At 71.3% G+C, this 12,144-nt stretch carries 11 protein-coding genes; 9 read left to right on the forward strand and 2 right to left on the reverse strand.

Annotated elements, in window-relative coordinates; genetic code table 11:
• Window positions 1-143 precede the first annotated feature (143 nt).
• From ACFQS1_RS33750 to ACFQS1_RS33770, 5 genes are all read left to right on the forward strand, one after another.
• Window positions 144-422: a phosphotransferase-like protein gene (locus ACFQS1_RS33750; RefSeq protein ID WP_378976067.1), complete on the forward strand. Its 279-nt coding sequence runs from the start codon at window positions 144-146 to the stop codon at window positions 420-422.
• 246 nt (window positions 423-668) lie between these two features.
• Window positions 669-1,463 carry an alpha/beta fold hydrolase gene (locus ACFQS1_RS33755; protein ID WP_378976068.1) on the forward strand — a complete coding sequence of 265 codons (795 nt, stop codon included), beginning with the start codon at window positions 669-671 and terminating at the stop codon, window positions 1,461-1,463.
• A gap of 359 nt (window positions 1,464-1,822) precedes the next feature.
• Window positions 1,823-2,500: a hypothetical protein gene (locus tag ACFQS1_RS33760; RefSeq protein ID WP_378976069.1), complete on the forward strand. Its 678-nt coding sequence runs from the start codon at window positions 1,823-1,825 to the stop codon at window positions 2,498-2,500.
• Between the two features lie 43 nt (window positions 2,501-2,543).
• Window positions 2,544-2,756 (forward strand): hypothetical protein, encoded by a 213-nt coding sequence (locus ACFQS1_RS33765; RefSeq protein WP_378976070.1) that lies wholly within the window; start codon window positions 2,544-2,546, stop codon window positions 2,754-2,756.
• A 19-nt stretch (window positions 2,757-2,775) separates the two neighbouring features.
• Window positions 2,776-3,369, forward strand: coding sequence for a hypothetical protein (locus ACFQS1_RS33770; RefSeq protein WP_378976071.1), 594 nt, complete (start codon window positions 2,776-2,778; stop codon window positions 3,367-3,369).
• A gap of 153 nt (window positions 3,370-3,522) precedes the next feature.
• Here ACFQS1_RS33770 and ACFQS1_RS33775 read toward each other — a convergent pair whose 3' ends face one another.
• On the reverse strand, window positions 3,523-4,146 hold the full coding sequence (locus tag ACFQS1_RS33775; RefSeq protein WP_378976072.1) for a nucleotidyltransferase family protein: 624 nt from the start codon (window positions 4,144-4,146) through the stop codon (window positions 3,523-3,525).
• Between the two features lie 262 nt (window positions 4,147-4,408).
• Here ACFQS1_RS33775 and ACFQS1_RS33780 point away from each other — a divergent pair, with 262 nt between their 5' ends.
• The 4 genes from ACFQS1_RS33780 (at window position 4,409) to ACFQS1_RS33795 (ending at window position 9,093) form a co-directional block, all read left to right on the forward strand.
• On the forward strand, window positions 4,409-4,816 hold the full coding sequence (locus ACFQS1_RS33780) for a nuclear transport factor 2 family protein (protein WP_378976073.1): 408 nt from the start codon (window positions 4,409-4,411) through the stop codon (window positions 4,814-4,816).
• Complete coding sequence (locus ACFQS1_RS33785; RefSeq protein ID WP_378976074.1) at window positions 4,813-5,688, forward strand: SDR family NAD(P)-dependent oxidoreductase; 876 nt, start codon at window positions 4,813-4,815, stop codon at window positions 5,686-5,688. The genes ACFQS1_RS33780 and ACFQS1_RS33785 overlap by 4 nt, the downstream gene beginning before the upstream one ends.
• A gap of 71 nt (window positions 5,689-5,759) precedes the next feature.
• Window positions 5,760-8,405: a winged helix-turn-helix domain-containing protein gene (locus tag ACFQS1_RS33790; protein WP_378976075.1), complete on the forward strand. Its 2,646-nt coding sequence runs from the start codon at window positions 5,760-5,762 to the stop codon at window positions 8,403-8,405.
• A gap of 109 nt (window positions 8,406-8,514) precedes the next feature.
• Complete coding sequence (locus ACFQS1_RS33795; protein ID WP_378976076.1) at window positions 8,515-9,093, forward strand: HdeD family acid-resistance protein; 579 nt, start codon at window positions 8,515-8,517, stop codon at window positions 9,091-9,093.
• A gap of 99 nt (window positions 9,094-9,192) precedes the next feature.
• Here the strand turns inward: ACFQS1_RS33795 and ACFQS1_RS33800 are convergent, their stop codons facing one another.
• Window positions 9,193-12,144: a helix-turn-helix transcriptional regulator gene (locus tag ACFQS1_RS33800; protein ID WP_378976077.1), complete on the reverse strand. Its 2,952-nt coding sequence runs from the start codon at window positions 12,142-12,144 to the stop codon at window positions 9,193-9,195.

Consider the following 12,144-nt stretch of genomic DNA (forward strand, 5'->3'; position numbering starts at 1 on the left):
CGCCGCTACGACCGCAAGGCTTCTCACTTCATCGGATTCCTGCGCCTGGCCTGCGCTCTGATCTGCTACCGCCGAGCCGTCCGCCTCAACCTCCTGACCAGCAACAACCCCTAATGGGATGCGGTCTTAGTGAACCGTGGCGCGTGGCAGACCTGCTCACGACCCTGGGCGGCTACGACGTCACACTCGTCGAAGTCCGCTGCGCGCCGGAGGAACTCGACCGGCGCGAGCGCGTTCGCGCCGACCGGACTATCGGGCTCGCTCGTTCCCAAACGTCGGTTTACCGGATCGGAGAGTTCGACATCGTCGTGGACACCACCAGAAGCACCGCCGATGAGTGCGCGACGGCGATCATCCAAGCGTTCGGCGTGCTGCCGTTGGTGAAAGCATTCGACCGGCTCCGCGCTCGCCGCGATTCCTGAACGTGCAGTGCCATTCCTGGAGCAAGATCGAGCGCACTCTCACGCCGCGATAATGCGCGAGCCACGCCTGGGGGCCTGCGCTGGGCTGAGCTGAGCCGATCAAGACGACAGGGGCGGCGACGACCACACCGACATCATCGTGCGAGCCGCGCTGGATCCGCGGCTTGGCCAGGCCGAGATGGCAGGGCATCCCGGCGGATCCTCACTCGGGCGTCACAATGCGGCAGCCCCGGTCGTCCTTCGGAAATGACACTCGCATTCACCCGCCGCGGATCCGGGGCGCCGCTGGTGCTACTACACGGCATCGGGTCCGCTCGCCAAGCGTGGGACCCTGTCCTCGACCGACTCGCCGAGCGATTCGACGTGATCGCCGTCGACCTGCCCGGTCACGGCGAATCCCCGCTGCTGCCCTCGGACGTCGAACCACGGCCGGACGCCATCGCGGCCGCCGTAGCCGCTTTCCTCGACTCCCAGGGCGTGACGACACCGCACGTGGCCGGCAACTCGCTGGGCGGCTGGGTCGCCCTCGAACTCGCCGCCATCCGCCCGGTCCGGTCGCTGACGCTGCTGTCTCCGGCCGGCCTGTGGCACAACGGAACCCCGCTGTACAACCGGATCAGCCTGCGCACCACCCGGTGGCTCGCCAAGCACCTGACCGCACCGGCGTGCCGCCTCGTCCGCTACCGCGCCGGGCGCGTCCTCATTCTCGGCCAAACCCACGGCCGGCCGTCCCGGATTTCCGCAACGTACGCCCGCAACGCCGTCCTGGCGATGGCCAACGCCCCCGGTTTCGACGCGACCATGAAGGCCACCGAACCGAGCCGCTACCGCGCCGGGCCATCCATCGACGCCCCGGTCACCGTCTCCTTCGGATCGCGTGACCGCCTCCTGCTGCCCCGCCAATCCCGCCACCTGGAACAGCTGCCAGAGGGAACCCACCTCGAAGAACTGCCCGAAGGCGGACACGTCCCGATGGCCGACAAGCCCGACGCCGTCACCAGACTCATCATCGCCACCACCGAACGGGCGGCCCACGCTTGACGGCCGACGCCGTCACGGACGATCGAGCCGGCTCGGCATCCGGATCTCCGCGTGTAGCGCGCCCGGCAGGTGGTGGAAGCGGGTGCGTCCGCGGTATATGGGTTGCCGTCCCAAACGCCGGCGCTGGCCTTGCGCGCAGTCAGCGACAAGCGCGTGGTCCCACGCCGCCGACAGCGCGCGAATCTCATCCTCTGAGCCCAGCGTGCGATCGTATCGACTTGGTCACGCAGCTTGGCGCCGGCTCGCAAGACGATAATCGTGCCGGCACGCGAACATCTTGCCTCTACGGATAGATAATCATTGCTGGCCTGGCAAGAACAAGACTTTATCTTGGTGCTGGCCAGGGTCACGCTTTTTCCATGCATTGGGACCCCTTCACGACCCTGCAACGCACCCTCTGGATCGGCGGCGGCCAATGGGCTGGCAAGTCCACCGTGGCTGGGATTCTCGCCGCGAAGTACGGCCTCATCCATTACCACTACGACTACCACGACGCCCGAGGCCATCTGGACCGCCGGATAGCTCGGCAAGTTCGCTCCGGCGAAAGGCCCACCGAGCCCGACCCCGAGGATATGTGGGTCCGTTCCACTGTCGAGCAGGCCGTCGACCAGGCCCTCCACGATTTCGTCGAGCGCTTCGAGTACGTCCAGGACGACCTGCGCGCCCTCACGTCGCCGCACCCGGTCATCGCCGAGGGGTGGGGACTGCGCCCGGAACTCGTCGCGCCGCTGCTGTCCTCGACGCGACGCATGGTCGTCATGGTGCCCACCGAGGACTTCCGTCAGTACCAGCTCCGGGAACTACCGCGCGCCGGCGCCCTCCGGCAGAACGTCAGCGACCCGCACGTGGCGCAGCAAAACCGGATCACTCGCGACCGACTCATCTCCGAAGACGCCGTCCGTAACGCCAAGCGCCTGAATATTCGCGTCATCGAGGTGGACGGATCCCGCGACGCTCAAGCCGTCGCAGACGTAGTTGCCGAACACTTCCGCGAGTTCCTGCCGTCGGCATCGAGACCAATCACTGTTCTGCCGTAGTGTGGGTGCGCTCTCCCGGTTGGCTCTACCGCGCGTACTCGGCGTGCAGTTCGGCGTACCGCCGGCGCCGATTCGGGTATGGCGTGTTCTGCCGATGCCAATCTCGGCAGAGCAGTGGGTCTGCGGTGTGCGGACGGTTGAAGCCGCCCTGCTGAAGGCAGCGGCCTCCGGACTCGGCCCGAGCTTCGGCTTCCAGGTCAATCAGGGCGGCGCCAGCCTGTGCATGAAACCGCAGCCGAGGGCGACGACGCCGTGACAAGGCTGGGAGAACGTTGATGCTCGACGAGATGCGCGTCCTGCGTGCCGCGATCCAGAACTACCGGGCGGCCGTTACGGCCGCCGGCGTGCCCTGGCCGGAGGCAGGCGCCACGCAGGACGCGCAACCTCCCGACCTCGACCTGATCCACCGCGTGTTCGACGTCGACCATCTCCCCGAACAGCTGAGCTGGTTCCGGTTCGAGGGATGGGATCCCCGCTGGCCGTGCCCGGTGGACGGCGAGCTCGAGCCGTGGCCGACCGACGCCCGCACCACGCGGGAGTCGCTGAGCGTGCTGTGCTTCGCCATCGCCACGCCGTTCCCCTGGCGACGCCAGATCCCCCTGTTCCGCTTCGACCCGTACGTGTTCACGTTCGTCCTCGACGGCGATCACGAGGGCGAGATCTGGCGATACCTGATCAGCCCGGACCTGTACGACCCGGTGCGCGCCGCCCCAGCCTGGCCGCCCTCCTCGATGCGTGGACCGGCGGCATCGCCGCCGGCGTGGTCTACCGCCGGGAGAGCGACGACTGGCTCATGGTCGGCGAGCCCACCGAAACCGCCCGCCCGTTCGACGTGCTCCGGGAGCAAGCGCCCGATCTCGACGTCCTAGCATTCCCGATCGACATTCCCGCCGCGACGATGCGGGAGCGCCAAAGCAAATGCGGTGTCGACCTGGACTGTGTCGATCGAGGCCCCGAATGCCAGGCGGAGCAGCAGAACGCCGTCGACGCCGTCTGCGCCGCCCTTGGCGTGGAGAAAGACGTCAGCCGCCGGAGGAAGCCGTCGTGACGCTGGAGGGCCAGTCCAGCACGGTCAACTCCGGCCACTGCTCCCGCCATCGTGCTGTCTTGCTCTCATAGACCGACCGCGGCGCGAGCACCGGATTCGGCCGAACGACAAGGCCGAACACGTCCGACAGCCCATGCGGCGCATAGACGCGCCACCGGCCATCAGTTTCTAGTCGTAATCCCAAGCAGCACGTCGTCGCGGCGAAGTTGTCGATCGCCGCCTCGGTGCAGTCGTACGGCGGACACGCCACCCCGAACTTGTCCTCGTACCAGAGGTGCACCCGGGCCTCGTTGCGGATCTCCACCTCCACGGGAAGCCCACCGAAGACCTCTCGACCAGCCGCGATAACGGCATCCTCCGCCTCCCACGACAGATCACTGCCATCGAAGTAGAAGACGTCGTAGTCCCTGATGCCATTAGTCGGCGGCCTACCCGTCACCACATTCCACACGGTCTGGAACAAGCACCCGGCAGTCACATACCAGCCGGGAAGGTCCAACGTCGCGACCCGGGTCAGCACCTCCATCAACGCATCATTACGCGACAAAACCGCACGAAACGCTGCGAGTTGCTCATCCAGCGGAAGTCGGCTGATCACCAGGCCTGCCTACCACAGTCGGCCTCCACGGGCTGGACCTCAGCGCACGCGGAATCTGTCCGAGTCCGCGCCACGATTGCGGCGGCGACCATGTGGAGCAGGCCGACGGCGATGCAGATCAGCGTGAGCGTTATATGAAGCGATCCGGGCGACCCGGCGGTGGAGAGTCCACCCGGCTGGCACCTTTGGGTGACGTTCGCGGTGGTGGAGGTGCCTACGGTCGGGGGATCGAAGTGTCGATCCGGGCGATCTAGGAGGCATGGTGTCCGCTCGCGATGTTGTGGAACGGTATGTCAAGGCGCTGCAGGACGGTGATCTGGAGGCGCTGCGTGCCAGCTTTGCGCCGGACGCCACCTGGTGGTTGCGGGGCGACCTTCCGGTGTCCGGCACCTACACCGGCGCCACCGAGATTCTGGATGGGTTTCTCGCCGCCATGGTGGCCCGGCTCGACCCGGCGGTGCCGGTGACGCAGACGCTCAATCACATCGTCGCCGACGAGAACATGGCCGTCGCCGAATGGACCAGCCACGCCCGCTCCGTCGCCGGGGAACCGTACGACAACGACTACGCCGTCGTCTTCGAGGTTCGCGATGACCGGATCACCGCCGTCCGTGAATACTTCGACACCGCCTACGCCGGGCGGGTGCTGTTCCCGGAGGTGACGTCATGACTTGCGCTCGCAAGCACGTGCTGGTCACCGGCGCGTCCTCCGGGATCGGCCGGGCCGCCGCGCTGCGCCTGGCCGCGGCCGGACGACACGTGTACGCCGGGGTCCGCAGCGACGGGGACGCGGCCGACCTGGCCGGCGCCGCCGGGAACGGCCTGGTCACTCCCGTACCGCTGGATGTCACGAACCCGGACCAGATCGGCGCGGCGACCGCCGCGATCGCCGGGCACGTCGCCGACAACGGCCTGGACGGCCTGGTCAACAACGCCGGGGTGGGGTTGGCCGCGCCGCTCGAACTGCTCCCGCCGGACACGTTCCGCCGGCACCTGGAGATCAATGTGATCGGCCAGTTGCTGGTCACCCAGGCGGTCCTGCCGCTGCTGCGCCAGGCACGCGGCCGGATCGTCATGGTCGGCTCGATCGGCGTCCGGTTCGCACCTCCGTTCGCCGGGCCGCTGGACGCGTCGAAGGCGGCCCTGACGGCCATGGGCGACGCGCTGCGGCAGGAACTGGCGCCGTGGGGGATCCGGGTCGTTCTGGTCGAGCCGGCGAGCGTGAACAGCGCCGCGGCGGACAAGGTCGCGCGCCAGGCCGCCGACGCCCTGGCCCAATGGCCGGCGGCTGGTCGTGCCCTGTACCAGGACTCGTTCGAGCGGATGCTGGCCGTGATGCGGCGGCGGGAGGCGGCGGGCAGCTCGCCCGACGTCGTCGCGGCCACGATCGACCGGGCGCTGTTCGCCGCACGTCCGAAAGGCAGTTATCTCACCGGCCGGTTCGCGCGCCGGATGGCCCTCATCAGCCGGCTGCCCACCCCGGCGCTGGATGCGGTGCGGCGGGCGATCTTCCGGCTGCCCGCCCCGGGCTCGCTGACCTGACCGTCGCGAGATCCACGCTAAGGTGATCCGAGCGATGAGCGACACACACCCATCGCTTGGGGGCCGCAGATGTGAAGCCGCACCAGGCGCGTCCGGCATCGGCCGAGCGGGATCAGTTGCTGGCCACCAAACTCGTCGTGCCCGGACTGCGGGCCGGCTCGGTGCCGCGGCCGTGGCTCACGACGCGGCTGGAGGAAGCGCTCGCGCAGGGGACCGTCCTGGTCTCCGCTCCGGCCGGCGCCGGCAAGACCTCGCTGCTGGCCCACTGGGCTCGCGGCACCGGCCGATCGGTCGCGTGGCTGTCGCTCGACGAGGGCGACAGCGACCCGATCCGCTTCTGGCGGCACGCGGCCGGAGCGCTCGGTCTCTCCGGGCGAGCTGAGCTGCTCCTCCCCCCGCCGCTGCCGCCCTCGTGCGAGCCGCTGGTCACCGCGCTGATCAACGAGCTGGCGTCCGAACCGGCCGGCCACCGCGTGCTGGTCCTCGACGACTACCACCTCGTCGACTCACCGGTCGTCCACGAATCGCTGACCGTCCTCGCCGAACGCCGCCCGCCCGGGCTGAACCTGGTGCTGGCCGGCCGCTCCGATCCCCCGCTGGCCCTCGCGCGGCTGCGGGCCCGCGGGCAACTGGCCGAACTGCGCTTCGCCGAGCTGCGCCTGACGGCTGCCGAAACCGCGGCGATCGTACGCCAGGCCACCGGCGCGCCCGTGTCCATGAAGACGGCGGCCGACCTGACCGCGCGCACCGAGGGATGGGCGGCGGGGGTGCAACTGGCCGCCCTGTCCATGCGCGGCCGGACCGACCCCGCCGCCTTCGTCGCCGGGCTCACCGGCAGCCACCGCCACATCCTCGACTTCCTCGCCGAGGAGGTCCTCGACGCGCAGGATCGGCCGACGCGGGAATTCCTGCTGCACAGCTCGATCCTGGACCACCTGACCGGCCCGCTGTGCGACGTCGTCCTCGGCCGCCGCGACAGCCAGGCGATGCTCGAGCACGCGGAACGGGACGGATTGTTCCTGATCCCGCTCGACGACGTGCGTGGCCGCTGGCGCTACCACCACCTCTTCGCCGACGTGCTGCGGGCCCGCCTGCGCGCCGAGGACCCGGACGGCGCTCGCGACCTGCACCGCCGGGCCGCCGTCTGGTACGAGGACCGGTCGCTGCCCGACCAGGCCGTCCGCCACCGGATCGCGGGTGACGACCTGCCGTCCGCGGCGCGGCTGATCGAGTCGTACTACGACGAGACCTACACCCGGCACGGCGAAGGGGCGACCCTGCACCGCTGGCTCGCCGCGTTGCCCGAGGACCTCCTGTCCACTCGGCCCCGGCTGCTGCTGGCGCGGGCGATGCTGCTCACCGACAACCGCGTGGCCGACGCGCTGCGCCTGCTGGATCGGGCCGAACAGGCCGCGGCCGAGCCGGAGTTCGCGCCCACGGTCGGCCGGGACGCCAGCCTGCTGGCCAACTTCCCGGCCGCCGTGGCGGTGCACCGGGGACGGCTGGCGACCCTCCGCGGCGACGCCGACGGCGCGGCCGAGCAGGCGGCAATCGCCCTCGCCGCGATCGGCCCGGACGAGCTCCCGCAGCGGTTGGTCGCCGAGCAGGTCATCGCGGTCGCCGACTGGTTGCGGGGCCGGCTCGCCGCCGCCGAGGAACGGCTCACCGCGACGCTCGCCAACCTGGACGGCGCCGGGCAGGCGATGTGGACCGCGCGGGGCGGCTACCGCCTGGCCCAGATCCAGTGCGGACGCGGTGACCTCGACGCGTCCGCCCGTACGTGTCGCCAGATGCTCTCGTCACCGGCGGCCGGCGCCGGATACGCCGGGCTGGCCTGGTGCGAGTACCAGCGCGACCATCTCGACGCGGCGCTGCGGCACACCACCACCGCGATCCCGCTGTGCCGCCAGTTGCAGTACACCCAGCCGCTGGCCGGAGCGCTGGCCACGCAGGCGTGGATCCACCTCGCGCGCGGCGACCGCGCCGCGGCCAAGGCCGCCATCGACGAGGCGGCCGAGGCGTCACCGGGCGCGGCAGTGATCGACTTGCTGAACCCGATACCGGCTCAGCGCGCCCGGTTGCTGCTGGCCCTCGGCGACGTCGACGCGGCCGAGCGCTGGACGCGTACGGCCGGGCTCCGCCCCGACCATGATCCGTCGTACGCGCGCGAGCCGGCCCACCTGGTCCTCGCCCGCGTGCTGATCGCGCGACGGCGGCCGCGGCCGGCCCTGGCGCTGCTCGACAAGCTCCACGCGGCCGCGGCGGCGCAGGATCGGATCGGCAGCCTCATCGAGATCGGCGCCCTGCAGGCGCTCGCCGGCCGCGACACGCTGGCCGACGCCGTCGTCCTCGCCGGGCGGCAGGGGCACATCCGGGTGTTCGCGGACGAGGGACCGCCGATGGCGGCGCTCGTGCGCCGGCTCGACCCGGCGACGGCCCCGCCCGACTACCTGGCCGCGCTGCGGCACTCGTCCGCACCCACCCGTGCCGCCGGCCCGGCGGAGGCGTCCGGGCTCGTCGACCCGCTGACCGTCCGGGAGCTGGAGGTGCTGCGCCTGATCGCGACCGGCCGTTCCAACCAGGCCATCGCCCGCGACCTCGTGGTCACCGTCGACACCGTCAAGAAGCACGTCAGCCACGTCCTGGAGAAGCTGGGCGCGGCGAACCGCACCGAGGCGATCGCCCGGGCCCGGGAGCTGCGTCTGCTTCCTATGTAGACGTGCTCCACAAACGCCGGCCGCACCTCGGGGTTCATTCGGCCAGGATGATTCCTTGTCGCGGCCGGTCCCGGACACTGATGGCTCGCGGAGATCGTGAGGAGTGTCGATGTTTGAAGGACGCATGCTCCTGGCCGAGCGCAGCAAGTACTGGTGGGTGGAGTTGCTGGCCGGGATCGCCTGGCTCATCGTCGGCTGGCTGGTGCTGCGCGCGAACGTGACCTCACTGGCCACGGTCGGCCTGCTGCTCGGGGTGCTGTTCATCGTGGCCGGCCTCAACGAGGTCTTCGTCGCCACCATGGTGGGCGGCGGCTGGAAGGTCCTGCACTGGGTGATCGCGGTGATCCTCCTGCTCGGTGGCCTGTGGGCGCTCATCCGCCCGGTCAACACGTTCTTCGCCCTGGTCTCGGTGCTGGGGCTGGTGCTGCTGCTGGAGGGCGCGTTCGAGATCGTCCGGGGTGTCGCCTCGCGGGCGGAGAATCCGTACTGGTGGCTGGGTCTGGTGTCCGGCGTGCTGCTGATCTTGCTGGGTCTGTGGGTGTCCGGCTCGGACCGGATCTTCAACCTCCAGGCGCGCGCCTTCCTGGTGCTGTTCTGGGTGGGTGTGATGGCGCTGATCCGCGGTGTCACGGCGATTGTCCTGGCCTTCGCGATCCGGCGTGCGGATCGGGCGCTCACGCCGGCCTGAGCGGCACCACCGGCCACCGCCTCGCGCGGTCCACCATGCCGCCATCATCGGCGGCCCCGAGCGCTTCGCGACACCCGTACGGTTCGTTTCCGCGCCGCCTTATGCCGGGGTCAGCAGGCCGAGCCGGTGGGCCTGGGCGGCGGCCTCGGTGCGGGTCGAGGCGTTCAGCTTGGCCAGGATGTTCGAGACGTGCACGCTGGCGGTCTTGGGGCTGATGTACAGCGCCGCCGCGATCTGCCCGTTCGAGCGGCCCTCGGCGACGAGGCCGAGCACTTCGAGCTCCCGGTCGGTGAGCCGGATCCGCAGGCTGGGCCGGTCGGCCGCGGCGCCGGCGCTCGCCGGGGCGATCCGCAGGCGGGCGCGCCGGGCCAGGATGCGGATGTCGTCGGCGGTCGCCGCCGCGAGTTGCTCGGCCAGCACGATGCACTCGGTTGCGGTCGCGCTGGTGCGTTCCGTGCCGATCGCCGGGTCCGCGGCCTGCGCCTCAGCGAGCCGGAACAGGCAGTAGCACAGCGGGTACGCCTCGTCGGCCGCGCGGATCGCCCCGACCGCGAGTTGCCAGGCGCGCACCTCGTCGCGACCGTCCAGGCGGGCCATCTCGGCCTCCACCATCGCCCGATAGCCGTGCGCGGACGGGGTGACCGTCGGCAGGGCGCGCGTGCGGGCGTACAGGCGGTCGCGCTCGGGTGCGGTCGGCGCCCCGGCCGGCCGCGTGGTGGCGATGTCGGCCTCGATCCGCATCCCGAGCCACATCAGCGGCCAGAGGTACCGGGCGAACGCGCCGTCGAGCGGTCCGTCCAGATCCGGCAGCCACCGCCGGGCCTCGGCCAGGTGACCGCGACCGCGCGCCAGCTCTGCCTCGACGTAGCGCATCGGCGTGACGAACTGGAGCTCGGCGCCGTCACCGAAAAACCGGCGTGCCTCCCGCACGTCCCGTTCGGCCTCGTCGGCGTGGCCCTGCCACACGTTCAACTCGGCGCGGATCAGCAGCAGCGTGCTGGCGAACGTGCCGGTCGGCTCGTCGGTCAGCGACTCGGTGATGAGATCGAGCGCCTCGCGCCAGCGTCCCTGCCGCAGCAGCGGCTCGGCGAGGTTGCCGCTGATCATCGCGCCCCACGAGCGGGCGAACCCGATCCGGCCGGCCAGCGCCATCCCGGCCCGGCCGACCTCCGCCGCCTCGGCGAACCGGCCGAGCATCGTCAGGACGTCGGAGAGGTTGGTGTATCCGCGTGCCGCCACGCCGTGCAACCCGTGCCGTTCGGCCAGTCTCAGGCCCTCCCGCAGCGGGGTCAGCTCGTCGTCGCCCTCGCCCAGGTACGCCAGCACGCTGCCGAGCGTGATGAGGGCGTCGGCTCGCTGGGCCACGCGACCGGTCTCGGCGGCGACGGTGGCCGCTTCCCGGGCCGTGGTCGCGGCGCCCGTCATGTCGTCGGCCCGCATCAGCGAGTTGGCCAGCGACGCCAGCACCACGGCCCGGATCGGCTCGGCCGTGCCGTGCGGCAGCAACTCCAGCGCGTCCCGCAGCTGCCGGGCCGCCTCCCGGTCCCGGCCGAGCGCGCGCAGCATGATCGCGCGGCGCTCCACCAGCTCGGCCCGCCGGACCGGGTCGAGGCCGGCATCGGGCTCCGCGAGCACCTGGTCGACGATGGACAGGCCGCGGTTGGGGTTCCCGGCGCCGAAGGCCGCTTCCGCGGCCATGATGTGCAGCGCGACCCAGTCCACGCCGGCGGAGCCGGCCGCCTCCGGCACGCGTGGCCAGATCCGCAGCGCCCGCTCCAGGTGCCGGAACGCCTCGGCGGGCGCGAACGCGGCGGACGCTTGCCGTCCCGCCTGCACCGAGGCCGTCAGCGCACGGGGCAGGTCGAGCGCGGCATACCAATGGTGGGCCAGCGTCGCCGCGACGTTGCCGTCCTCACCCAGCAGCGTCGGGTCGGCGGCGAGGGCGGCGCCGTACGCGGCGTGCAGCCGGACCCGTTCGCCGGGCAGCATGTCGTCGTAGAGCGCGTCGCGGGTCAGCGCGTGCCGGAACGCGTAGCCGTGGCCCGCGTCGTCGACCACCAGCAGGTAGTGTTCGACCGCTTCGCGCAGCGCGGGGTACAACTCCGCCTCGGAGACCCCGGCGACGACCTCGAGCAGGCGCTCCCCCACCCGCGGACCGGCCGCGGCGGCGGTGCGCAGGATCCGCTGGGCGGCCTCCGACACCGTCTCGGTGCGGGCGAGCAGCACATCGCGCAGCGACGGCGGCAGCGCCCGCGAGTCCGCGCCGCTGTCCGCCGCGGCCAGGATTTCCTCGACCAGGAACGCGTTGCCCTGCGAGCGTTCGAAAACCACATCCATGAAGTCGGCGCTGGGCGTCGTCTCGCGGATCGCGCGCAGCTGTTCGCCGACCTCGGCCCGGGTGAACCGGCGCAGTTCCAGGCGCTCCACGTGACGCACCCGCTCCCACGCGGTGACCAGCGGGCGCAGCGGATGCCGCCGGTGCATCTCGTCCGACCGGTAGGTGAGCAGCAGCATCACGCTCAGCTCGCGCAGGGTCTGCACCAGGAACGCCACCAGGTCCAGCGTCGACTGATCGGCCCAGTGCAGGTCCTCGACGACGATGAGCAGGGGCCGGGTCGCCGCCAGGCGGGTGATCAGGCCGAGCACGTGTTCCAGCAGCTGGGTCGGCGATCCCTCCGGCGAATCGCCCGCGCCGGCGCCCGGATCGAGCTCGGGCAGCAGCCGGGTCAGCGGCAGGCGGGCCGCGCCGAGGCACTGGTCGAGTTCCTCGGGCGTGCTGGACCGGGCGACGGCGCGCAGCATGTCCATCAGCGGCGCCAGCGGCAGCCCCTCGCCGCCCAGCTCGACGCATCCACCGGCGAGCACCCGCACCGCCGAGGCCCGCGCGATGCCGGCCAGCTCGTGGGTCAGGCGGCTTTTGCCCACCCCCGCCTCGCCGGCCACGAGCGCGACCTGCGGTTCGCCGGCAACGGCCCGATCCAGCAGCGCACGCAGCCGGCTCAGTTCCGCGCGGCGGCCGACGAACACCGGACTGACCAGCTCACGGCTCAC

The organism is Paractinoplanes rhizophilus (assembly GCF_042664765.1).
In the GTDB taxonomy this organism is placed as follows: domain Bacteria; phylum Actinomycetota; class Actinomycetes; order Mycobacteriales; family Micromonosporaceae; genus Actinoplanes; species Actinoplanes rhizophilus.